Source organism: Methanosphaera sp. (genome assembly GCF_022768985.1).
In the GTDB taxonomy this organism is placed as follows: domain Archaea; phylum Methanobacteriota; class Methanobacteria; order Methanobacteriales; family Methanobacteriaceae; genus Methanosphaera.
This window is the reverse complement of sequence record NZ_JALEKL010000015.1, coordinates 1-25930: the sequence shown is the minus strand read 5'-3', so window position 1 is coordinate 25930 and position 25930 is coordinate 1. Positions and strand designations below refer to the sequence as shown.

Here is a 25930-nt window from a genome sequence, read left to right as displayed (position 1 = left end):
ATACTAACTAACGGGAAATAGGTATAAATAGGGGAAAAATCTTCCAGAAAAAACAATCCTTCCCCTATATTTTTTTTAGATATAACAACTACTTTTTCTAAAACTAAAAAAAAATTATTTAAATTAAAATTATTAAAAAAAAGATTAAAAAAAAAGAAAAGAGAATAAATAAATACTAATTTTTCTTATCCTTGAAGTTCTCTAAGTAATACTTTCTCCATATATTCATACTTTGGAGTTTTATCTGTAAATATCTTAAATGATTCAATTGCCTGATTTATAAGCATCTGTGTTCCATCAATTACTGTTGCACCATTTGCTTGTGCTTGTTTTAGAAGATTTGTTTTAAGTGGATTGTATATTATATCCATAACAGTATGTTTTGATGAAATTTTATCTGTCTTAATTGGAGGTTCTACATCAACATTAGGATACATACCAATAGGGGTTGTATTTATAATAATATCAACATCATCAATTAAATCACTTGCATCAGTTAGTGATACATATTCAATATTACTGAATTCTGTTTGATCTTTTAAGTTATTAATTAAAACATCAGCATTTTCACGGCTTCTATTTGCTATTTTCATAGATTTAATATTATAATTAATAAGTGTAAATGCAATTGCCTTTGCTGCTCCTCCTGCACCAATAATTAAAACATCTTTATTTTCAACATCTGTATAGTTTTGAAGTGACATTACAGCACCCATACCATCTGTATTAAATCCTTTTGCTATACCATCTCTAAATTGTATTGTATTTACAGCTCCAATTTTTTTTGCTGTTTCATCAATCTCGTCAAGATATGGTATTACTGCTGTTTTATGTGGAATTGTAACATTAAAACCTTGAATATTTAATACTTTAGCAGAATCTATAATATTTTCTATATCATCAGGATCAATGTCAAATGCAAGATATACATAGTTCATATCCATCTGTTTGTATGCATTATTATGTATTTGTGGTGAAAATGAATGTCCAACAGGATGTCCTATAAGACCTATTAGTTTTGTTTTTGCTGTTATCATAAAGTTATTATTCCTCCATTGTATTGTGATAAAATTTTATACTAAAAACTATATATAATATATATAATTTGTAAATGATTATTAAATGTCTGTTTAGGTAATTAATATTTTTGTAATTTATGAATTTATTTAATTATTTATAGTGGATGTCTAATTTTATCATTATGGATTGACTTTTATTTATTTAGATAGAATTGCTTTTTTATTTTAATTTTATAGAAAAAATTTAATAATTAAAATTGACAATTTTATCTTTACTTTAGATAGAATTTTTTTAAATGTTAGTTTATTTATCTACATAATAAATCTAGATATGGAATTATTATCACAGCAGGTGAGTATTCTAATGTTATATAAAAAATTTTATCCACATTTTTAGGGATTAAAATAAGATTTTTTTAGAGGATCTTATTTTAGTAGGAATTTAAAAATTATATTATTGAAATCTTTAGGAGTTTAAGTTAATATGGAATTTAAAAAACCAAGAGGAACAAGAGACTTTCTTTTTGATGATATGCAGAAAAGAAAATATGTAGAAAATACAATTCGTAGTGTTGTTGAAAACTATGGATTTAAAGAAGTGAAAACACCTATATTTGAGGATTTAGAACTTTTCACAACAAGATCAGGTGAAGGTATAAAAGATGAAATTTATCACTTTAAAGATAAAGGTGAACGTGACCTTGCACTTAGACCTGAGATGACTGCATCTGTTGCAAGATTATATAACAACAACCTACAAAGAGAAGCAAAACCTCTTAAAATGTACTACTTTGGTAGCTGTTTTAGATATGAACGACCACAAGCTGGACGTTTCAGACAGTTTTGGCAGTTTGGTGTTGAAGTAATTGGTGGAACACCAATATATAATGAAGCTGAAATTATTGCTATGGCAAATGAGGCTTTATGTAAACTTAACATCCAGAACTTTGAAGTTGCAATAGGACACCTTGGAATTATTAAAGGAGTACTTAATTATTATGATATTGAAGCTGAAAAACAGACAGAAATTATAGCATCAATTGATAAAGAAGACTTCCAACTTCTTGATGATATTCTTACATCACTTAATATAGATGATGAGGGTAAAGATATTATAACAAGTATTATTGATGTTAATGGTGGACGTAGTGATCTAATTGCACTTAAAGATAAACTTGCAGGTATTGATGATAGTCTTGCAGCTGTAGATGAACTTAATGAAATTCTCATTAATATTGAAGCATTTGGATTTGAAGATTACACAGTTAAACTTTCAATAGCACGTGGACTTGACTACTACACAGGACTTGTATTTGAGGTATATGTACCAGATCTTGGAGCTGAAAAACAAATAACAGGTGGAGGAACATACAACCTCATGGGATTATTTGATGCACAAGAAGTTGAATCAACAGGATTTGCATTTGGATTTGATCGTATAATGGAAGCATACAACAGACAAGAAATTGAAATTCCACAAGATTCAACAACAAGAACATTAATAGTACCACTAAAAACAGACTTCAGAGGCGATGCAATAAAACTTGCACAAAAACTACGTCAAAACGATATAATTACAGACGTTGACCTTAAAGGACGTAAACTTAAAAAGAATCTATCCTATGCAAATGCACATAACATAAATAAGGTAATAATTCTTGGTGCAAAAGAAGTTGAAGAAAACACAGCAACAATAAAAGATATGGCATCAAAAGAGCAAGTAACAGTACCACAAGATGAAATTGTTGATACAATACTAAACTAGGGATATGTATGATAAAGCCTAACTTTAGACATGAAATTAATGGAAAAAAACTTGCAACAGCAATAGCACAGGACTATAAAACAAACCAAATACTAATGGTAGCATTTATTGATAAGGAAGCATTTAATAAATCAATAGAAACAAAAAAAGCACACTACTATAGTACATCAAGAAATGAAGTATGGTTCAAAGGTGAAAGTTCAGGACATACACAGGATATAAAAGAAGTTCTACTTGACTGTGACATGGATGCAATAATATTTAAAGTAGAACAAAGCAAAGGAGGAGCATGCCATACAGGACACTACTCATGCTTCTATAAAAAATTATCAGAAAATGGAGATGAAATCATAGAAGATACATCAGACATTGTATTTAATCCTGATGAAGTATACTAGATGAAAATAAAAGCTAGGAGGGATAGATAAAAGATGATAAAAGTTGTACCAGATACAAGTATAATTATAGATCAACAAGTAAGCAGGCTGATAGTTGATGAATTTCTAGAAAAAGATGATGAAATACAAGTACTAATACCTGAAGCTGTACCATCTGAAATTGAAAATCATGCAAATAAGAAAAAAGAAATAGGCTATCTTGGAATTGATGAGCTAAAAAATATCAGAAAACTCAGTGAAGATGGAATAATAGATCTTCTATATGTAGGACGCAGACCAACACTTGAGGAAATTTCAATAGCAAATGGTGGAGAAATAGATGCAATGATACGTGATATTGCACGAAAATATCATGCAACACTCCTTACAAGTGACAGACTACAAAAAGATGTAGCAGAAGCACAGGGTGTTGAAACATACTACTACCAAAAACCAAAGGAATATACACCAATTAAGAAAACTGAACTTGAAGGATACTTTACAGAAAATGTATCATCAGTACATCTCAGAGAAAACACAACACCTATTGCAAAAAGAGGAGTACCAGGAAGTGTAGAGTTAATTGAAATTGACTATGTACCACTAAGATACAATGATCTTGACCGTATTGCAAAGGAAATTATGGAACAAACAAAAATTAGACATGATTGTTTCGTTGAAATTGACAAAAAAGGTGTAAGTGTAATACAATTTGATGATCTTAGAATTACAATAGCAAAACCACCATTTGCAGATGGATTTGAAATAACAGCAATCAAGCCTGTAAATAAGCTTGACCTTGAAGATTATGATGTATCAGATAAACTACTAAAAAGACTATCAAACGATGCAAAAGGAATACTTATTGCAGGATCACCAGGTGCTGGAAAATCAACATTTGCACAGGCTCTTGCTGAGTACTACTACTATGACATGGAACAGATTGTAAAAACAATGGAATCACCAAGAGATCTTAACTTAGATGATAACATAACACAGTATGCTCCACTTGATGGACGTATGGAAAATACAGCAGACATACTTCTTCTTGTAAGACCTGATTTTACAATCTTTGATGAAGTACGTAAAACAAGTGACTTTGAAATATATTCTGATATGCGTCTTGCAGGGGTAGGAATGATTGGTGTTGTACATGCAACACGTGCAATTGATGCTGTTCAAAGACTTCTTGGAAGATTAGAACTTGGTATTATACCATCTGTTGTTGATACAACAATCTACATTGAAAATGGACAAATAGCAAGTGTATATTCAATAGAACTTACAGTAAAAGTACCAACAGGTATGCTTGAAGCAGATCTTTCACGCCCTGTAATTGAGATAAAAGACTTTGAACATGACACACTACTATATGAAATCTATACCTATGGTGAACAGACAATAGTTATGGATATTAACAAGGCAAATACTCAAAATGCAACAGATGAAGATGTACAGAAAAGTCCTGTTGAAAAGATTGTAGAACGTACAGTAAGAAAAGAAGTTCTTAAAGTTGCACCTAAAGCAATACTTGAAGTATCACTACTATCTGATAGACGTGCACTTGTTGAAATTGACCCTGATCATGCTGGTGTTATAATTGGTAAAAATGGTAAGACAATTGCAGCAATTGAGGAGAAAGCTGGTATTAGTATAGAAGTTGAAGAACTTGAAATTAAAAATATTGACTCAAGAATTCCAATTAATGTAAATGTATCAGGAAATTACTTGTCTTTAAACTTTAATAAAGAAGATATTGGTTCAAGCTTTGATATTATTGTTGAAGATGAATACCTATTTACAGCAACTGTTGGTAAAAAGGCAAATATCCGCCTTAAAAAGGATATTGAAATGGCAGAAATTATACTTAAAGCTATGAAAAAAGATGAACCTGTATATGCACGTCTTAGAAATGAGGAAGCATACTAACTTTAGGTTTTATAATTATAAAAATAAATATTCAGTAGTAATTATAAATTATTACTTAATTAAAAGATTTTAGATAAAAAAACAAATAATGAAAGGGGATGTGTTATTTATGAAAATAAGTGTTTCTACATTAGGTTTATATCCAGCAAAAATTGAAAATGTACTTAACTTCATTACAGACCAGAAAATAGAATATCTTGAAGTTGTCAAAGAATATCCATATGATAATCTTACAGCAGATGACTTTTCAAGTTATGATGTAGGTCTTTCAATTCATGCTCCAATGTCTGATATTAACATAGCATCACATGTTGATAAGATTCGTGATGCATCAGTTGAGGCAATGTGTGATGCATTTAAAATGGCAAATGAAATAGGAGCACAGCGTGTTGTTGTACATCCTGGTACAATGCCTATAATGGGTGTTAAATTCCCAGATAAAATACTTGAATACAACAGACAATCACTTCTTAAATGTCAAAAATCAGCAGAAGACTATGGTGTTATGATGTGTGTTGAAAATATGCCACTTTTTGAAAGAATGCTATTTACAGATATTGAAGTACTTGCAGATTTTATTGATGAGGAAATTCATTCAGCTATAACAATGGATGTTGGACATGCACATAATAATGGCTTTAGTGTTGATGAAATGTTTAAATCAGATAGAATTCACCATATTCATCTTAGTGATAATGATGGATCATATGATATGCATGATTATCTTGGAAGTCATAATATTGACTTTGAAAGAATCTTTGAAATACTTAAAGAAAAGAAATATGATGATATCTGTGTAATTGAAGTTAAATCAAAACTACAGGTTCTTAAAAGTATAGATTACCTTAAAAGTATTGGCATATTATAAAAGTGGCGGGTGTTTTTTATTTCAATGAAATCAATTCTATATGATGATAGAGTTATTGTTAAAGATGAACATGCACATAACCTATATAATAAACGATACTATGGAAATCTAACAGATAGTGGTCTTGAATTATCTTTTATTGAAGCATTATATCTACTTAAAAAAGATAAGATTGAAGTTTTCACACCAGAAAATGAAGTGGTAGATGAAGAATCTCTAACTGATATTATACGAAACAATCATACCTATGCACACTACCTTGTATATTCAGATCTACGTTTTCGTGGATATATTATAAAGACAGGATTTAAGTATGGTAGTGATTTTAGGATTTATGAACGTGGACATAAACCTGGTGATGGACATTCAAACTATCTTGTAAAGATATTATCAGAAGAACAGACAATTAAGGTACGTGATTTTTCAAGTTATGTACGTGTTGCACATGGTGTGCGTAAAAATCTTCTTCTTGCTGTTGTTGATGATGAATATGACATAACATATTATGATATTGAATGGACAAGACCATAGAAAAAAGGAAGTATGGGAAAATTAAATTATAAAATAGAATATTTTTAAATTTTAGAAAAAAAATTAGGGAGTTTTTGAAAAATATGAATATGATAGATCCATGGGGTTCTTCAATAATTGACTATGATAAGCTTACACAACAATTTGGTATAAAAGCATTTGGTGATGTTGTTGGAGAAATAGAAGATCCAAGCAAACTAATGAAACGTGGAATTATATTTGGACAGCGTGATTATAAAAAAATTACAGATGCACTTAAAAATGGTGATGATTTTGCTACAATGACTGGTATGATGCCTAGTGGTAAGATGCATATTGGACATAAAATGGTTGTAGATCAACTTAAATGGTACCAACAGAAAGGTTCTGACATCTTCTTATCTATTGCTGATATGGAAGCATATGCAGCACGTGGTATTAGTTCTGTAAAGTCAAGAGAACTTGCACTTGAGGAGTATATTATAAATTATATTGCTCTTGGTCTTGATGTTGAAGCTGATAATTTCCATATTTATCTTCAATCTCAAAACGATGATGTTAAAGATCTTGCATATACTATTGGTCGTAAGGTAACATTTAGTCAGATGCGTAGTATTTATGGATTTGATAACAGTACAAATGTAGCACATATCTACACTCCTCTTCTTCAGGTTGCAGATATTCTACATCCTCAACTTGAAAAGTATGGTGGTCCTAAAAGTGTTATTGTACCTGTAGGTCCTGATCAAGATCCTCATATCCGGTTAACTCGTGATCTTGCATCTAAATTTAATGATGAATATGGATTTATTGAACCTTCAGCAACGTTCCATCGTTTCATGACAGGTCTTACTGGTGATAAGATGAGTAGTAGTGATCCAAAAAGTGCTATTTATCTTACAGATTCAATAAAAGATGCAACTAAAAAGGCTAAAAGTGCAAAAACTGGTGGTCGTGAAAGTCTTAAGGAACAAAAAGAGCTTGGTGGAGAACCTGATAAATGTTCTATTTATGAACTTCTTGTTTATCATCTTGTTGATAGTGATGATGAACTTAAGGATTTAAAACAGAGATGTCTTGCAGGTGAAGTTCTTTGTGGTGAATGTAAAAATTGTGCTGCAGAACTTCTTGCTGATATGCTTGAAGATGTTCATTCAAAAACAGATGAAGCACGAAAGATTGCAGAAAAACTATTATAAATTAACACATAACTTCTTTAACCTCCCTTTTTTTATTATTTTTCTTTTATTTAATCAATATTTTTTTAAAATTTTTAAATTATTTCAATTATTTCTTTAGTTTAATTTCTACTAAATCTATATAAAATTTAAATAAATTGTCTTTTTAATATAATAATTACTTGACAAAAAAAAATAAATTTAGGATTTTTATACTATTTATTTAAAAGAAATAGTTCTTAGATTATATTTGAATTTATATTTTTAAGTTTTAAAACCAAAATAATGGGAGTTATATTTATGGCTGAAGAATTAGAAGAAATTTGGACTAATTATGACAGACAAACAGTTACAAATTATGTAGAAACAAGACTTCATCACTACTTATTTACTAAAATATTTAAAGATGAAGCAGAGATAATGTCTAAAATTATTGAAATTAATGCTCTTGAACTTAGAGCTTTTAAAATTGAACATTTCCTCTCAATTGCTGAAACTCAGGATCTTATAGGTAACTTTAATAAACTTGAAGAAATGCTTGAAGGTAAAGATGTAACAACATCACCTTATTGTGAAATTCTTGGTGTTATCAAGTACATGTTTGAAAACATTAAAAATGATGATTCTGGAAGTATTAAAAATAAAAACTTTGATGCAGATAAACTTGATGAAATCAATGCTGATATACTAGAAAATAAAAAAGCAATATCATCTATTCTTAAAAGTGACTTATTTGCAGATATTCAAACACCTGATATTATTGATGTTAACCTTCTTGAGGTTGCAGCAAAAAATACTGATGAAATTTACAATCTTGCACGTGTATATGAGGTATATGATGAATTATTCGTATTCCCTACTAAACTTGAACTTTACAATGCAATTGTTGATGTAATACTTAAAGCTATGAGTAATGATAAGTTATTTGAGTTATATGTACTTCTTAATACTCTTGAAGCTCTTGAAAAAACTAAAGGTAAAATTACATTCCAGAAAGCTGGTGTTCGTGAACTTGCAGAGTACTACTTCCAAGTTGAAGAAAACAGTATGGAACATACAACAGTTATGCAGATTTTCTTCCATGACTTACCTGAAGAGCTTGATGCTAAATTTAAACCTATACTTAAATATCCATACATCTGTCTACGTATGAAAAACTCTGTAAAAGCACGTAATATTACACGTACTAGTTATCTTCTTCTTGAAATTGAAAGAATTACAGATAACCAAATTAAGTATAAATGTAAAGCAACAGAGGATATCCGTAACATCTTAGTTGTATGGGATCACAGATTATTTAATGATGAAAAATCACACATTAAAGTACTTGATTATAAAACACTTCAAATGGGTCTTAACAAATCATTTGGTAACATATTTAAGTATCCTAATATTGAAAATGTGGATGCTATTCTTGAATATATTCCATACTTTGAAGATCCAGAAAGTCAGTTTATGATTGTTGAAAATGGTAAACGTTACTATGATGATGATGCTGACTTCTTTAAGGATGATCTTTATCAGGAAAATATTTACAGAACATTTGATAACTTAAAAGATTGGGAAGAGACTGGTTGGAGATATATTAACAATCACGAGTTAATTAAAAGACTTGATCTTTTAACTATTATGAAGCTTATCTATCTTATCATGCAAAAAGAACATGCAAGACCTGGATTTATGGCAACTCTTATGGATGATGGTACAATTCTAACTATTCTTAAAAGACTTGAAGAAATTAGAAATGTAAATAAAAGTGAAATTACTGAGCTTTACTCACCATATAAAAAACTTAAATGTTGTCCAATACATGATCCTGACTTCTATGCTCAACAAGAGCAAGAAATGGATGATCTTCTTTCAAGAAAAGCTGATGAAGTTGATAAATAAGTTTTTATTTATTAATTTCTTTTCTTATTTTTTTTAGAGTTTTTAAAACGATTTTTTTATTATTATTTTACATAAAAGTATTACTTTTTTTATTAATTTAAAGTGTTTTGTATTACAAATTAATACATTTATGACTTTTTTTAGTGTATTTGTATTACTTTTTTTGTCTTATTTTCAAATTTGAATATTATTTTATGCTTTGTATTACAATTAATGGATTTTACAGCGTTTTTGTAATAAATATATTTATATAGTAATTTAATTATATTTTATAAATAGTACTAGTTAATAAGAAGTTATTAATTTGTATTACAAATAAGAAAATATTAAGAGAAATAATAAAAATATAAAAAAATAGGAGGCAAAAAATGCACATAGCAGATGGATTTCTAAGCACTCCAGTATGGATAATTGCATACATCATAGCAATTCTATTCATAGCACTAGCAATAAAATGGAGCAAAGAAAACCTAGATGAAAAATACACACCACTACTTGCAGTACTTGCAGCTGGAATATTTGCAATCATGTCATTTAACCTACCTGTACCATTTGGATCAAGCGGACACCTACTTGGTGCAGCACTAGTTGCAATAATATTTTGCAGCCCATATGCAGCAATACTTGTACTTGCAATAGTACTTATAATACAAGCACTATTCTTCGGAGACGGAGGAATCACAGCACTAGGTGCAAACATCCTAAATATGGGTGTTGTTGGAGGATTCGTAGGTTACTATGGATTTACAACACTTAAAAATATAATAGGTAAATACCCATCAATATTTATATCCTCATGGGCAGCATGTTTCATTGCAGCAGTAGTTGCAGCATTAGAACTTGCAATAAGTGGAAAATTCCCACTCATGGAAGGAATAATGTTTATGGGAGGATACCATGCAATGATAGGAGTTATAGAAGCTGCAATTACAGTGATAATAATCAAGGGAATCGAATCAGTAAGACCAGATCTACTATCATACAATAGAGGTGGAAAATAAAATGAATAAGAAGAATTTATACATCTCAATATTTGCAGTAGCAATAATTGTTTGTGTATTATCTCCATTTTTAGCATCAGGAGATCCAGATGGACTTGAAAAATCTGCAGAAGTTATTAACCCTGAAATTCTCGAATCACCCCAAGTAATTGATCCAATTATGCCAGATTACACACTCCCTGATATGGAAGATAACCCACTTGTTGGCGTAGGTTGTCTTATTCTTGGTACACTCGGATCAGTTGCAGTTGCATATGGTGTATTTCGTGCAATTAGTAACTAAAAAAAGTATAAAATAATATTAATTTAATAGGAAGAAGAAAAAATATAGTTTAAATAATAAAAAAATATTGTAACATATGTACACTAGATTTACTCACTCACTCATTAACTTTAGTGTAAATCACCAAGAAATAGACTACATATCTATATTCTAACTACCCCCCCTCCTCCTAGTATACTTTTTTTTAATATAAATAAAAATAAACTATTTATATTCTATCTAATTAAAATAAAAGATTTTTTAAATTTATTCATTAAAATATTACTTATTTTATCATAATTTCAACTTAAATAATAATAACTTAATATAATATAAAAAATACATTCTTATATACTATAAATAAAAAAAATGTGGGGTATAAAAAAATATGGCAAGTATCACCGAACTAATGAAACAAGATTCTATCTCAAATAGTGACAGCCTATTACATGATATTGACAGTCGTATCAAGCTAATTGTCCTTGTTTTAATTATTATTTTTGCAGTAAGTTCTGAAAACTACATAGTTTTTGCAGCAGTTGAAGCATATCTTCTCATATTAATATATCTATCAAATATTTCAATAAAAGAAGCATTAATGCGTGTTGCACTCATCATACCATTTGGACTATTTATTGCACTATTCCAGCCATTTATACAGCCTGGTGATATAATATATAATCTACCACTTGGAATACATATAACACAACAGGGAATTGCATTTGCAGAACTTCTCCTTGCAAGACTTGTTATAAGTGTAACATCAGTAGTACTATTTTCATATATTACACCAATGCAGGATGTTGCAGAAGCATTTAGAAAACTTCACATACCAAATGAATTTGCAATGATATTTTCATTATTTGTAAGATTTCTATTCCTATTTTTTGATGAACTTCAAAATCTCAGACAAGCACAAGCAAGTCGTTGTCATGGACTATCAAGTGATTTACCATATATGTGGAGACTAAAAAATGCAGGATATCTGGTTCTTATGATGTTTTTACGTGCATATGAAAAAGGTGAAGTTGTATTTGAAAGTATGTTATGTCGTGGATATTCATCAGAAAGCAAGTTATATACAGATAATGAAAGACTTTCAAATAAAAGTATAGCATACCTGCTTATAACAATACTTCTAATGGTAGTTTTATTATTACTTCAGTATCTAGCAATAATATAAGATAAAAAAAAATAATAATTCACCCATTCTAAAACTTTTTTTTAGAATTCTTTTTTTTAAAAAATTACATTTTTCTATTTAATTTTAAAAATAATCCATTAATATTATAAAAATTAAAAAACATAATAATATATTAATTGAAAAAAATTTAAATTTTTCTTTTTATTTAATCTTAATAATATTTAATAAAAGTGATAGTAATGGATTCAGAAATAAAAATTAAAAATACTACACTTATTCGTGGGGAAGATCAACCTATTGAATTTGAAGTTGTAGATGAAAATGACCAACCAGTAGATGGTGGAAAAACTGTAGTTAAACTTAATAAAAAAACAGTTCTTAGAGGAGAAGTTGTTGAAGGTAAATTTTCAGCACAACTTGACTTTGATGAATTTAAAAATGAAGAATATGATCTTGACATAATCTATGGTGGAAACGATGAATGTGATCCTGCAGATTATTCAGCAAAACTTTATATTCGTGATGTAGAATTTGTTGATATTCCAGCATTTGATCTTCAAAATGCAAATTACCGCTTAACTCGTTGGATTGATGTTAATAAAAAACTTCCTGGTAAAATTGCAATTGCAGATAAACAGATTCCTGTTGGACATCTTCTCTTTATTTTAGCTTCAGCTGTTAAAGATATTGATGTATGTGATTGTACATCTATTTCAACATATCAGGTTGCAAATCCTAAGGTTTCAAGTGAAAATTTAAAAGAAAATATTACACTCAGCAAAGATGAATATATTAAAGTTGCAGATGAAATTATTGAAAAATCACAAGCTGACTTTGAAGCTCCTAAATGTGTAATGATTGATGCTGAAACTAAGATTGGATTTATGAATTTAATTTATTCATTTGCTAAAATTGTTGCAAATTCATCAACAAACAGTGGTCTAATTAGTGAATTTACTATAAGACCTTGGAATGATATAGTTAAAAAATAAGTTATATTAAAAGGAAAAATTTAACTATATTTTTTTCAAAAAAAATTAGATGGGCAAGATGGAGGATTAGATATTATCTATTCCTCTTAATACTTTTTTTTATTCTCTCAGCTTTTTTTAATGAAATTCTATTTTTTCATTTTATTTTTTGTGGAGAATTTATATAATACTTTTTTTACTACTTTTTTTAGAATTTTAAGTAAAAAAAAATTTCTTTTTTTTCTATTGGAATACTTCATCTTTTGGTAGATATTCACATAGGTGAATATTTTGATCGTTAGGATCTACTTTAAATATAAGAATTTTTTCATTGATTTCAATCCATTTATAGTCTTGTAATGGTTTTTCAAATGAATTGAACTTTGCCTTATGATTTACTATCACTGATGCATGAAGTTTCATTTCTTCGAATTTCTTTTGTAGTATTGTGTATTCTCTTATATTTATACGTTTTAATTCATTTAATTCTTCTTCTAATTCTTTTTCTATTGTTAATTCATATACCATTATATGGGCTCCCTTTTAAAAGAAAAATATCTAAATTTTCAAATTTTTCTATATTGTAAAAAATCAATACAAAATATTGGTTCATTATTGAAAATTGTCTAATAATTTAGACATTTATTTGAAAAGTTATCTTTTTTATTCTGAAAAGTTTTATTAAAACTTAATAAAAATGCCATAATCTCTATACAAAATATTATATTTATATGTATATAAATAATTATCTAAAATTAAAAAATTTATTTCCTATTATGTGTTTATTTATATAAACTAAATTTCCTATTATGTGTAATGATTATATAAAATAATATTAATTATGAAAGACAAATAAATATAAAGAGTTAGATTATAAAATAAAATATTTTTGATTATAAGATAAGAAAAAAACACGAAAAAATGAAAATATTTTTCAGATAACAATAAAAACAAATAGTGTGAAATTAATATGTCAGCAGCAGAGGATCGAATAAAACAGATAGAAGAGGAAATTAAAAAGACTCAGAAAAATAAGGCAACATCACACCATATAGGTAAACTTAAAGCACAAATTGCTCAGCTTAAAGAGAAAATTGAAAAAAGTAATTCATCATCAACTAAAGGTGAAGGTTTTCTTGTACGTAAAAGTGGAGATTCAACAGCAGTACTTCTCGGATTTCCATCTGTAGGAAAATCTACAATTCTAAATTATCTTACAAATGCAAATTCTAAAGTTGGTGCATATGAATTTACAACTCTTGATATTGTTCCTGGTATTATGGAATATGATGATGCTAATATTCAGATTTTAGATATTCCTGGTATTATTAAAGGTGCATCTAAAGGTAAAGGTAAGGGTCGTGAAATATTATCTGCAACACGTAATGCTGATCTTATTATTATGGTTCTTGATGTATTCCAGCTTGAACATATGGATGTTATTTTAGATGAAGTTCGTAATATTGGTGTTCGTCCTAATGAAAAGAAACCTAATGTAAAGGTATCTAAAAAGAAAATGGGTGGACTTAACATCGTATCTACTGTTGAATTAACACATCTTGATGAGAAAACTATTCATTCTATTCTCAGCCAGTATGGTATTCACAGTGCAGATGTAGTTCTTCGTGAGGATGTTACAATTGACAGATTTATTGATGCTATGGAGCCAAACCGTGCATATATTCCTATGACTGTTGTTGTAAATAAGATTGATCTTGCAACAAAAGAGCAGCTTGAAGATGTACGTCGTAAACTTCCTAATGCATTGTTTGTTTCTGCTAATGCTGGAATAAATATGAGTGAGCTTAAAGAGAGAATCTTTGTTGATTTAGATTTAATACGTCTTTATCTTAAACCACAGGGTAAGAAGGCTGATATGGATGAGCCTTTAATTATTAGACGTGGATCTACAATTGAGGATGTTGCTCATAAGCTTCACAGAGATTTTGTTAAAAACTTTAAGTATGCTAAAGTTTGGGGAGATTCTGTTAAATTCCCTGGACAAAAAGTTGGACTTGATCATGTTCTTGAAGATCATGATGTTGTAAGAATTATTATTAAAAAGTAGTGTTAATTAAAAATTAGTATTATATTTTATATATTCTAAATTTTATTAAATTTTTTTTTAATGAATTTAATGTATTTTTTAGTTAATATGTAGAATGTTATATATTTTAGTTTAGAGATAATATTACTTGTACCCACAAAACTAATTATTTAAAAAAACTAGTGATAAATCAAATTTTTATAATTTGTCACTGTTTATTATTTTTATTTTTAATGACTTTTTTTAAAGAGAAATTTTCAGATATTATTTAACTATTTTTTAGGCATATAATTTTTGTGCAATATTTTAAAATAAATTTGTATGTCCGTATAATTTATTATATAGTTCGTATATTTTTGTACTTTTAAAGTATTTTTACAACATTTAAATAAAAATTAACCTTAAATGTGTTACTTTATATTAATAGTAACATACAAACTATAATGCATACCCACAAAAACATATAATTATTGTGATCACTTATAATTCCATTAAAAATGTTTTAAGAAATTATAACTCCTCACAATTTTAATTATATTCTTTTTAAAATCTGAAAACTCTTTTTTTTATAGAAATTATTTTAGACAATATCAACAAGATTAACAAAGTTGACATTAGAATTATTTTCAATAAGTGAATTTGTTAAAATTTCAGCATACTCTAGTTTTAATCTTTTAAAATCATCAGCAAAACCAGTATCACCTTTTATATTTGGTCGAGAATAACGAGTTACCACATTACCAAAATCCATACCAGCCATGATAACTTCAGTTGACTTTAGCCCATAAACTGCAATATGTAATGCACGATCACCATCTGTAAATCCACCATAGTTTTTAAGATAACCATGCTTTTTTGCCTGTGTTGTTGGTATAATATTTTCTAATTCATCAACATACATCTTTATTTTATCAAGATTATCACCATGTGCATGTACATACAATATTGAACCTTTTTTATTTGCTTGTTTTATTTTATCAATTTTTCCATCAAGGTCTGTTACAATAATATCAGGAATTATCCCTTCCTCCATAAGTGCCTCTGTTGTACCATCAGCAGCAATTAAATTATAATTGTTAAGTGAAAAGTTATCTTTAATGTATGTTATATGTTTTTTAATTGAAGGTCCTGCTCCAAATACAATTGACTTATCCTTGACATCTACATCTTCTATTGAAAAATGTGGAAGTTCTGAAATTTTATCATTAAGAAACGATGCAACATACTCATCATCACACCGACTAAAATTAAAATCATCTAATATTTTCTCATACCACATATTCCAGTTATTATAATCATTACACATATTATATCACAAAAAAATTACTTTATTTTAGATGTTAATGATATTTGTCTTTTTTAAGAGTAATATTTTTATTAAGAAGTATAAACATAAATAATGTTTATAGTAAAGGATAGTGCTATTTTTTTAGTAGATATGGAAGAAATAAAAAGGAAAATAATTTTTTTATTTTTTTTAGGAAATTATTTTTATAATCCAATAAAAATAAAGCAGACTATTTATTTTAGACTAACTTTATTATACAATTTTTTTAAAAATAAACGTTTATAGAAAAAAAATTATATTATTTGGAGGAATATTTCAAATGGATGATACAACTTTATTGATGATTCCAGGACCAACAACTGTTCCAAAAAGAGTATTAGATGCAATGAGTCAACCTATTGTAAATCACAGAGGAGCAGAATATGGTGAAATTTTAGGTGAAACAACCGCAATGATGTCTGATGTATTTCAAACAGACAATCCATCATACTTATTAACAGGATCCGGAACATCAGCTATGGAAGCAGCAATTGCTAACATCGTTGAAAAAGGTGACAAAGTTATCAACGTAGTTGGTGGAAAATTCGGTCAGAGATTACAACAATTAACAGAAGTATATGGTGGAGAATCCATAGAAATCACAGTTCCATGGGGACATGCAGTGGATCCTGCTGAAGTTAAAAGAGTAGTTGAAGAAAACGATGATGCAAAAGCATTAACACTTGTACATAATGAAAGTTCAACAGCTGTTGTAAACCCAATTAAAGAAGTTGGAGAAATAATGAAAGATTATGATACATTATTTGTTGTTGACACAGTATCCTCACTTGCAGGGGACAATGTAAAAGTACAAGATTATGGACTTGATATTTGTCTTACAGGATCACAAAAATGTATTGCAGCACCACCTGGAATGGCTGCTATTACAGTTAATGATGATGCATGGAATGTTATTGAAAAAACAAATTCACCAAGATACTATCTTGACTTATTAAAAATGAAAAAAAGTGGAGAAAAACAACCAGCACAAACTCCATACACACCTAATGTATCAATGACATATGCTATGAAAGAAGCATTAACTATGGTACTTGAAGAAGGACTCGATGCACGTATTAAACGTCACCATGTTGGTGCTGAAGCAACACGTGCTGCAGCTCAAGCTTTAGGTTTAGAATTATTTGCTAATGAAGGAGATTATTCAAACACACTTACAGCTATTAAAATGCCTGAAGGTGTAACTGATGATCAACTCCGTGGTACAATGAGAAACAAATACAACATTGAACTTGCAGGTGGACAAGATCACCTTAAAGGTAATGTATTCAGAATTGGACACATGGGTCTTACAGGTCTTTTCGAATTATCTGCAACATTCACATGTCTTGAAATGACTCTTAAAGAGTTTGGTTTCGAATTTGAAACTGGAGCTGGAGTAGCTGCACTTGAAGAAGTATATCTCAAAAACTAGAAAGTTAAATTAATTTTAACTTTTTTTCTTATTTTTTTTATTTTTTACTTAATTTTTCTATTTTTTAATTATTTTTTCATAGTTATACGAAACCTTTATATAGTATGTACATTAAACTATTAGTAACGGAAGTATATTTCCTACTTCCGATTAAAAAATAAATATAAAAATAATTTTTTCAAAAAACAAAAAAACAACATTAAAAGAGAAAAACCAAATGAAAAAATTAAAATTTGATTAAATTTTATTAACTTATCTTAAATAAAACAGGAGGATTTATAAGTGGTAGCAGAAACGTTACTAAACACAGGTGATACAGCCTGGATTTTAATATCAGCAGCACTAGTTATGCTAATGACACTTCCAGGACTAGCTCTATTCTATGGTGGAATGAGTAAGAAGAAAAATGTACTTAACACAATGTTCATGTCACTAGTGGGATTCGCAATCGCAGCAGTCATATGGGTCTGCTATGGTTATCAATTCTCATTCGGGGCAACGATAGGTGGTCTAATAGGAACACCAGTAAATCTATTCTTACAAGGAATCGGAATAGATATGTTACATCCTGATACAGGAATTCCAGAACTATTATTCGTAGTATTCCAAGCAACATTTGCAGCAATTACAGTTGCATTAATATCAGGAGCAGTAGCAGGAAGAATGAAAGCAAAAGCATGGATTGCTTTTGTAGCAATATGGATTACACTCGTATACATACCAATCGCACACTGGGTATGGGGTGGAGGATGGCTCATGCAACTCGGAGCATTAGACTTCGCAGGAGGAGCAGTAGTACACCTTAACTCAGGTATAGCAGCACTGGCATTAATACTGGTACTCGGAAAAAGGAAAGATACAAGATTACTTCCACATAACCTTGGATATGCAGTTATAGGTGCAGCACTCCTATGGTTCGGATGGTTCGGATTCAACGGAGGATCAGCACTCGGAGCAAATGGACTTGCAGCAAACGCATTCATAACAACAAACACAGCAGCAGCAGCTGCAATGATATCTTGGATGATAATCGATATATTAAAAACAGGAAAACCAACAGTACTTGGTGCAATCACAGGAGCTGTAGCAGGACTTGTAGCAATTACACCTGCAGCAGGATTTGTAGATGTAGCAGCATCAATAGTAATAGGATTTACAACATCATTTGTATCCTACTTTGCAATCTCATACCTCAAACCAAAATTTGGATACGACGATGCACTCGATTCATTCGGTGTACACGGTCTTTCAGGAACATGGGGAGCAATACTTACAGGAGTATTTGCATGTCCAGCAATTAATGGAGCAGCAGGATTATTATATGGAAACCCTAATCAACTCGTAATACAAATAATAAGTATTGTAGCAGTTGCAGTATACTCATTCATAGTAACATATGTAATTGCTAAAGTACTTGATAAAACTATGGGACTTAGAGTTGAAGAGAAAAGTGAAATCGAAGGTCTTGATGTTAACGAACATGAAGAACTTGGTTACAGAGTATAAATTAAAAGGATTTGATTTATCATGAAACGAATCACAGCCATAATAAGAAACGAAAGATTAGATGCAGTGAAAACTGCACTAGAAAAAATTAATTGTAACGGAATTACAATTACAGATGTAAAAGGTAGAGGAAATCAGCTAGGAGTTGAAGAAAGCTACCGTGGAACAAAATACAGAATTGACTTACTACCAAAAGTGAAGATTGAAATCGTAGTATCATCTGATAATGTTCAAAGTGTAATTGATGCAATAGTAGAAGCAGCAAAAACAGGACATGTTGGAGACGGTAAGATCTTCGTAACAGATGTTGAACAAGTAGTAAGAATTAGAACTGGTGAAGTGGGAGATAAAGCTATCTAGGGGCTTTACCTCCTATAAAATCCCTTTCTACTATAATGGTTTCATAACCAACGGGGTTTCTTATAACCCCACACATTATTTCTAATAAGTATTAGAAAATATTTTTTTATTTCAAATCAGGCAATAACTTGAAATAATTATTCCATAACAATTCATATAAAAAATATACTTTAAAAAGGAATTATATCAAAAAAAACTTAATCCATAAAAAAAATTTAACCACCCTTGATTTAATCCATCCCTTGACCTCCTCTCTCTTATTTTATTTTTTTTTAGAAATTTATCTAGAACTTAAAACTATCTTATTAAATCTTATTTAACTTATAATTAACTATTTTCTAAAATCTCTTAAATTAGTACATAGATATTATAGAATTGTATTTAAATAACAAAAATTAAAACATTATATTAGAAAATATAATTTAATAGGAGGGTGTATAAAGTTGGATAATAAGATTATATTAGCAGTTTTAGTTGTTGCTCTTATTGGTGTTGTAACTGGAACATATCATGATCAAGTTTCAGATGGAGTAACAGCATTTAGTAAAGCATTAACTGAAAATACACCTGTTGAAAGTGATGTAAATCCATCAGGATCAGAAGGTGCAGGTGATGCACAACAATCTCAAGGTGTTGCTGATTCACAACAAGCACAAGGTGCTGGAGATTCACAAAATTCACTTAAACTACCTTATAACTATCCTGCATATAGTGTAGATTCAATAGTAAATCCTGCACAACAGCAAAGTTCTAAAAGAGGTAGTGGTAGCAGTAGTGGTGGATCATCACAAGGTAGTGGAGGCCATAGTGGTGGAAGTGGAAACATAACACCAGGTGGAAATGGAACCAACACTACACCAAGTGGAAACGGTAGTGGAAATAGTAGTGGAAATGGAACTAATACAACACCAGGTGCTAATGGTACAAATGGTACTAACATAACACCTAGTGGAAATGGTACAAACGGTACAAACGTAACACCTAGTGGAAATAATACAACTAAAACAATTTCAATAACTGAAGGATTAGTTAAAGCTCAAAAATGGGCAAGTAGTAGTCCTGTACTTCAAGGTATATCACCTGTATATCATTCAAGTGATGTTTCCGATGGTAAAACTTATTACCTTTATAACTTCATTAAAGGTGGTACAATTGTTGGATATGTTGAAATTGATGCACAAACTGGTGCTGTAGCTGGTGGTGCTATACTTGATGAAGCTCCAGATCCAGTTAGTAATTCCACATCAAAAGTGAAAAATAACACAACAAACAACAACACTTAATCCCCCCATTTTTTCTTTTTTTTTCATATTTTTTGATCAATATTTAATTTAAATAAATATAACTTAAAAATAATAGTTCTAACTTCTTAAAACTATATTTAAAAAGTTTTTTAAAAAACTAATAACATAAATAGTACATAGTAAAATTAACTAAAAATATAGAGAAATTATTATTTTACGGATGAAATAACATGGACTTAGAACTACTAAAACTAATGTCTGTTGTACTTATAACAGCAGTCATAGTATTACTAATATTTAATAAACTTAAACTTCCATCCATGATAGGCTTATTTTTAACTGGTATAATATTAAATTTCTTTATGCATTCAACAGATCTAATTAGTGCAATTTCAGAATTAGGTGTAATATTTCTATTGTTCATTATAGGTCTTGAATTTTCAATAGAGAAGTTTTCATCCATTAAACATTATGCTTTAATTGGTGGAGTACTACAAGTTTTAATAACCACAATAATAGTAGCAGTTATAACATTTATCCTAGGATTCCCACTTAATAGTGCAATCTTCATGGGATTTTTAATATGTTTCAGCAGTACAGCTATTGTTATGAAGATAATACAGAAAAATGGTTTAAACCATACACTTAAAGGTAAAGTTACACTGGGTATTCTTATATTCCAGGACATTGCAGTTATATTAGTACTTCTTTTCACACCACTTCTTGGTGGACAAAGTATTGATATTTCAACACTTCCAAGAACATTGCTAAATGTCTTAGGACTTGTTATTATAATAGTTGCAATGGGTAAATATATCGTACCATATGCACTTAAAGAGGCAGCATCAACAAAGAATCGTGACTTATTTATGCTTCTCATATTATTCATATGTCTTGGTACAACATTTGCAACATCAAATCTAGGAATTTCACCAGAACTTGGAGCATTTATTGCAGGACTTATCATATCAAATACAGAGTTCAGCCACCAGACACTAGGCTATATTCAACCATTCCAGGATGTATTTATGAGCCTATTTTTCATATCAATAGGATTTTTAATTGACATACATTACTTCATATCAAACATAGTAATTATTGTTGCAATGGCACTTCTTATTATTGCAATTAAATTTATTGCAACATTCCTCACAGGACGTGCACTTAAATTATCACTTGATACAACAGTTACAATATCGATACTACTAAGCCAAATTGGGGAATTTTCATTTGTACTTGCACGTGAAGGAATAAGCTATGGAATAATAAGCAGTGAATTATTTACAACATTCCTTACAATAAGCATAATTACAATGTCACTAACACCACTACTTACAAAGTATGCACCAGCAGTATGTGACATGCTTATGAAAATACCATACTTTAAAAAAGCAGATCATAAACTTAAACTTAAAGGTAAAAGTTGTGAGGAAATTAAGGAAATTAAAACTGTTGATGATGAAATATCAGATGACCTTGAAAACCATACAATAGTTGTAGGTTATGGTCTTACAGGACGAAACATTGCATATTCATGTCAGCAAATGGATGTTCCATATATCTGTGTTGATAATGATCCTATAGTTGTTGAAAAAGGACAACTTAATAACATACCAATAATATATGGTGATGGATTTTCAGAAAGTGTACTTGAAGAATTAAAGGTTAAATCTGCAAATGTACTTGTTGTTGCAACATCTGTATCTGATCATCTTATCCAGATTGTAGATGCAGCAAAAAGACTTAATCCTAATATTCATGTAATTGTACGTACAAAGTATGTGAAAAATGTTAATGAATTATATGATGCTGGTGCAGATGAAGTAATACCTGAGGAATTTGAGACAAGTATTATGATGTTCCGTCTTATTATGGACTATTATGATAAGGATCTTGAAGATGTAAATGACTTGCTTCAAGAACTTAGAGGCGATCATTACACAACACTTAGAAGCTTTAGTGATGTGAATAGTAACTTTATTGAAACACCTGATGGTGAATATCTTGAATCTACCTGTGTAGATTGTCAGGAAAATCTTGGTGATTTCAAATTTAGTGACTTTAATCTTAGTGCTATATCTGTTATTCGTGATAAGAAAATTATTCATAAAATTGATGATTCATTCAATCTCCGCTGTGATGATGTGATAATCTTTAAAGGATCATTAGATAATATTGAAAAATTCACCTCACAAAGATGAAATATAGACTAAGAAAAAAAAACTTGTAATAATAAAAAAAGAAAAGGGTAGTAGTAAGATTTTAATTTAATTAGATGTTGGAAGATGCTACTACTTAAATTTACTAAATACTTCCAACATTTAAACTATTTTTTTTTATTTATTCTTCATTTAAGAATTCATGTATTGCTTCATTGTTATTTTGAAGTGTATCTTGAAGTCTTTTAAAATACTGGCTTGTATATTGTTCGCCATCTTCATCTCTTATTTTTTGAGCATCAAAGTAGGTATTATCAACATCTAGTGGTTGGCTTATATATCCATCTTCAACTGCCTTAGTTGTTGGATCTTCTGGATTATATGCACGTGTTGATCCATCAAATGGTGGACATACAATAGCTGAATATTTAAGATCATATATTGATGATTCACGACTAATTCCTGTTGGATCTGGAATGTTATATTCCTTTTTAAGATGTTGTTTTTCTTCTTCTGAGAAGTTATGTAGTGGTGCAGAAAATGGTACTTTACTTATTACAAAACGATCGTCAAATACTTTTGCAACACCTGCTTCAATTAGTGAATTTACCATGAAATGTGTTGGTAGTTCAATTGAAACGTATCGTCCTAGTGATATTGTATCATAGATATCTTTCATGAGTAGATTATTTCCACGATATTCTGGAAGTACATAGATATGTTGAAGTACAAGTGTTTGTGTTTGGTTAACATCAGATCCTTTATATGCACTAAAACCTACCACTTCATCTATATGTACAATTTCCTTAAATAGCATACATTCTTCATCTTCATAAATTTTATATTTCTCATCAATTATACTATCATATAAGTACATATAATGTTGTTTAAGCATCTCAACTATTGACATACTGTAAACTTTATTTTCACTGTTAGGATCTATTGAATAGATCTTACCTTCACCATCAGCTCTTTTAATAATATCAGTCATAAAAAATTTTCCCCTAAATAATAAATTAAAAAAAAATTTTATAATTTATTTGAATAATTAATATATACATTTATAACTAGTAGTAAAAAAAAGTATTTAATTCACAAAATAGTAGTAATATAAAAAAAAGTAGAATAAGGGATAGAAGTATCTATTTACCCTTATAGATATTTTCATTTGAAACAATCTTAATAAGATCATGAAGATGGTCTGAATACTCTACTCTAAAACCAACAGCACCTTTCCCATCAGTTTTAATATTATTAAGTGCATAATCATCATCTTTACGACCATTATTAATAATATACCAGATATAACCACCAGAATAATCAATAATGAAAAGCTGACCTTCACCTACATCATGATCTGTATAATAAACATCCTGTGGATCATATACAACATCAGCTTTTTTAAGTAATTTTTTAAGGAATTTAGATGGACGCATAGCACCGGCAAATGCAGCTTCAATTTCATCCATTGCCTTATTTTTAACTTCACGAAGCTTATCTGCCTCTTTTTGACGAGCTTCCATTGTATCTTTTTGTTTCTGAATAGTGTCAGTAATTCCAAGAATTTCCTCAACTTTAGCAACATCACATTCCTTACACATCCAACCCCGAGGATTTCCCTCAATTTCCATAATATCCTTATAATCCTCAAGCTGGTAGTTATGGAAGTAATCCTTAACTGTTTCAAGTGTTTCATCATCTAATTTCTGATTTAATGCATAAAGATTACCAAAACCATCCTTATCAATACATTTTAATACAAGTTTTAAACTATCTGCCAAATATAACACACTCCTCAAATTATTTTATTACTCCAAGTATTTTTAGTTGTTCATTAATTTCATCTTCAAGTTTTGCAATCTTTTCATCATCCTCTTTAAGATTTGCTAAAACCTCATCAAGATCAATAGGTTCTTCCTCTTCAAATGTATCAACATAACGTGGAATATTTAAGTTAAAATCATTTTCCTCAATTTCATCAAAGCTTGCAACATGAGCATACTTATCAACATCACATCTATCCTTGTATGTTTTTATGATCTTATCAATATGTTCATCTGTTAGTTCATTCTGATTTTTACCTTTCTTAAATTCCTTACTTGCATCAATAAATAAGATGTCACGATTTTGCCTATTTTTTCTAAGAACAAGAATAACAGTAGGAATACTTGTACCATAGAATAAATTTGCAGGAACACCAAGAACAGTGTCAAGATAATTTTTTTCAATAAGAGTTTTTCTAATTTTCTCTTCTGCTCCTCCACGGAAGAGTACACCATGAGGTAGAATAATTGCCATTGTACCTGTTTCATTTAAGTGATAAAGACTATGAAGAAGGAATGCATAATCTGCACGACTTTTAGGTGCAAGCTTTCCATAATCTGAAAATCTTGGATCTTTAAGTTTTGATGAATCATTATCCCACTTCTGAGAATATGGTGGATTTGCAACAATAGCATCAAATACACGTGGCTGATCAATACAATTTTCATCAATTCCATTAGGCCAGTCAGACTCTAGAGTATCTGCATTACTAAGATCCATATTTTTATATGATACATCGTGCATCATAAGATTCATACGTGCAAGGTTGTATGTAGTGGTATTTTTCTCCTGACCATAATACTTAATTGGAACATCACAATCAAGTTGTTGTCCTACAGTTAAAAGAAGAGAACCAGAACCCATAGTAGGATCATATACATAGAAAGCTTCATCATTTGCATCAACATCACTTGTAACAATCTTTGCTAAAATATTACTTACCTGGTGTGGTGTATAGAATTCTCCACCTTTCTTACCAGCATTTGCTGCAAACTGACCAATAAGATATTCATAAATTTCACCAAGAATATCCTTACCATCATCAGACTTAAAATTAACATCATTAATTAAGTTAACAATACCATTAAGTGACTTTGTACGTTCATTAATACTACTA

The 25930-nt window shown here is 29.5% G+C and carries 23 protein-coding genes; 17 read left to right on the top strand and 6 right to left on the bottom strand.

Annotated elements, in window-relative coordinates; translation table 11 throughout:
* Positions 1–185: 185 nt before the first annotated feature.
* A complete protein-coding gene (gene aroE / locus MRZ80_RS07070) occupies positions 186–1037 on the bottom strand; it encodes a shikimate dehydrogenase (protein ID WP_292537734.1) in 852 nt (283 codons plus the stop codon).
* A gap of 466 nt (positions 1038–1503) precedes the next feature.
* On the opposite strand from aroE, the gene hisS reads away from it, so the two are divergent.
* The 11 genes from hisS (at position 1504) to MRZ80_RS07015 (ending at position 12935) form a co-directional block, all read left to right on the top strand.
* Positions 1504–2784: a histidine--tRNA ligase gene (gene hisS / locus MRZ80_RS07065; protein WP_292537732.1), complete on the top strand. Its 1281-nt coding sequence runs from the start codon at positions 1504–1506 to the stop codon at positions 2782–2784.
* 11 nt (positions 2785–2795) lie between these two features.
* Entirely contained in the window at positions 2796–3182 is a 387-nt protein-coding gene (gene hisI / locus MRZ80_RS07060; protein ID WP_292537825.1) for a phosphoribosyl-AMP cyclohydrolase, read from the top strand.
* 33 nt (positions 3183–3215) lie between these two features.
* The gene (locus MRZ80_RS07055) at positions 3216–5090 is read left to right on the top strand and encodes a PINc/VapC family ATPase (RefSeq protein ID WP_292537731.1); all 1875 of its coding nucleotides are present in this window, start codon (positions 3216–3218) and stop codon (positions 5088–5090) included.
* Positions 5091–5199: 109 nt separating this feature from the next.
* Positions 5200–5958, top strand: a complete 759-nt coding sequence (locus MRZ80_RS07050) for a sugar phosphate isomerase/epimerase family protein (protein WP_292537729.1) — start codon at positions 5200–5202, stop codon at positions 5956–5958.
* 24 nt (positions 5959–5982) lie between these two features.
* The gene (gene endA / locus MRZ80_RS07045; RefSeq protein WP_292537727.1) at positions 5983–6489 is read left to right on the top strand and encodes a tRNA-intron lyase; all 507 of its coding nucleotides are present in this window, start codon (positions 5983–5985) and stop codon (positions 6487–6489) included.
* Between the two features lie 89 nt (positions 6490–6578).
* On the top strand, positions 6579–7667 hold the full coding sequence (locus tag MRZ80_RS07040) for a tryptophan--tRNA ligase (protein WP_292537823.1): 1089 nt from the start codon (positions 6579–6581) through the stop codon (positions 7665–7667).
* A 279-nt stretch (positions 7668–7946) separates the two neighbouring features.
* Positions 7947–9536, top strand: a complete 1590-nt coding sequence (locus MRZ80_RS07035) for a DUF6508 domain-containing protein (RefSeq protein WP_292537725.1) — start codon at positions 7947–7949, stop codon at positions 9534–9536.
* A 368-nt stretch (positions 9537–9904) separates the two neighbouring features.
* Positions 9905–10537 (top strand): cobalt transporter CbiM, encoded by a 633-nt coding sequence (cbiM, locus tag MRZ80_RS07030; protein ID WP_292537723.1) that lies wholly within the window; start codon positions 9905–9907, stop codon positions 10535–10537.
* A 1-nt stretch (position 10538) separates the two neighbouring features.
* Positions 10539–10820 (top strand): PDGLE domain-containing protein, encoded by a 282-nt coding sequence (locus MRZ80_RS07025; protein WP_292537722.1) that lies wholly within the window; start codon positions 10539–10541, stop codon positions 10818–10820.
* A 367-nt stretch (positions 10821–11187) separates the two neighbouring features.
* On the top strand, positions 11188–11982 hold the full coding sequence (gene cbiQ, locus MRZ80_RS07020; RefSeq protein WP_292537720.1) for a cobalt ECF transporter T component CbiQ: 795 nt from the start codon (positions 11188–11190) through the stop codon (positions 11980–11982).
* A 200-nt stretch (positions 11983–12182) separates the two neighbouring features.
* Positions 12183–12935: a hypothetical protein gene (locus MRZ80_RS07015; protein ID WP_292537719.1), complete on the top strand. Its 753-nt coding sequence runs from the start codon at positions 12183–12185 to the stop codon at positions 12933–12935.
* A gap of 222 nt (positions 12936–13157) precedes the next feature.
* Here MRZ80_RS07015 and MRZ80_RS07010 read toward each other — a convergent pair whose 3' ends face one another.
* Positions 13158–13442 carry a hypothetical protein gene (locus MRZ80_RS07010; RefSeq protein ID WP_292537718.1) on the bottom strand — a complete coding sequence of 95 codons (285 nt, stop codon included), beginning with the start codon at positions 13440–13442 and terminating at the stop codon, positions 13158–13160.
* 442 nt (positions 13443–13884) lie between these two features.
* On the opposite strand from MRZ80_RS07010, the gene MRZ80_RS07005 reads away from it, so the two are divergent.
* Positions 13885–14982: a GTP-binding protein gene (locus MRZ80_RS07005; RefSeq protein ID WP_292537717.1), complete on the top strand. Its 1098-nt coding sequence runs from the start codon at positions 13885–13887 to the stop codon at positions 14980–14982.
* 559 nt (positions 14983–15541) lie between these two features.
* On the opposite strand, the gene MRZ80_RS07000 is transcribed toward MRZ80_RS07005, so the two are convergent.
* Complete coding sequence (locus MRZ80_RS07000; RefSeq protein WP_292537715.1) at positions 15542–16267, bottom strand: 6-hydroxymethylpterin diphosphokinase MptE-like protein; 726 nt, start codon at positions 16265–16267, stop codon at positions 15542–15544.
* Positions 16268–16568: 301 nt separating this feature from the next.
* Between MRZ80_RS07000 and MRZ80_RS06995 the strand changes: the two genes are divergently transcribed.
* The 5 genes from MRZ80_RS06995 to MRZ80_RS06975 all read left to right on the top strand — a co-directional run bounded on the left by MRZ80_RS06995 (position 16569) and on the right by MRZ80_RS06975 (position 23031).
* Complete coding sequence (locus tag MRZ80_RS06995; protein WP_292537713.1) at positions 16569–17720, top strand: alanine--glyoxylate aminotransferase family protein; 1152 nt, start codon at positions 16569–16571, stop codon at positions 17718–17720.
* Between the two features lie 282 nt (positions 17721–18002).
* The gene (locus MRZ80_RS06990; protein ID WP_292537711.1) at positions 18003–19226 is read left to right on the top strand and encodes an ammonium transporter; all 1224 of its coding nucleotides are present in this window, start codon (positions 18003–18005) and stop codon (positions 19224–19226) included.
* Positions 19227–19247: 21 nt separating this feature from the next.
* The gene (locus MRZ80_RS06985) at positions 19248–19586 is read left to right on the top strand and encodes a P-II family nitrogen regulator (RefSeq protein ID WP_292537709.1); all 339 of its coding nucleotides are present in this window, start codon (positions 19248–19250) and stop codon (positions 19584–19586) included.
* A gap of 443 nt (positions 19587–20029) precedes the next feature.
* Positions 20030–20869 carry a hypothetical protein gene (locus MRZ80_RS06980; RefSeq protein WP_292537707.1) on the top strand — a complete coding sequence of 280 codons (840 nt, stop codon included), beginning with the start codon at positions 20030–20032 and terminating at the stop codon, positions 20867–20869.
* Between the two features lie 191 nt (positions 20870–21060).
* Complete coding sequence (locus MRZ80_RS06975) at positions 21061–23031, top strand: cation:proton antiporter (protein ID WP_292537705.1); 1971 nt, start codon at positions 21061–21063, stop codon at positions 23029–23031.
* 139 nt (positions 23032–23170) lie between these two features.
* Here the strand turns inward: MRZ80_RS06975 and MRZ80_RS06970 are convergent, their stop codons facing one another.
* From MRZ80_RS06970 to MRZ80_RS06960, 3 genes are all read right to left on the bottom strand, one after another.
* Positions 23171–23980: a hypothetical protein gene (locus MRZ80_RS06970; RefSeq protein WP_292537704.1), complete on the bottom strand. Its 810-nt coding sequence runs from the start codon at positions 23978–23980 to the stop codon at positions 23171–23173.
* A 151-nt stretch (positions 23981–24131) separates the two neighbouring features.
* Positions 24132–24770 (bottom strand): hypothetical protein, encoded by a 639-nt coding sequence (locus MRZ80_RS06965; protein ID WP_292537702.1) that lies wholly within the window; start codon positions 24768–24770, stop codon positions 24132–24134.
* A gap of 19 nt (positions 24771–24789) precedes the next feature.
* The coding region (locus MRZ80_RS06960) for a type I restriction-modification system subunit M (RefSeq protein ID WP_292537700.1) at positions 24790–25930 on the bottom strand (1141 nt) is incomplete at its 5' end.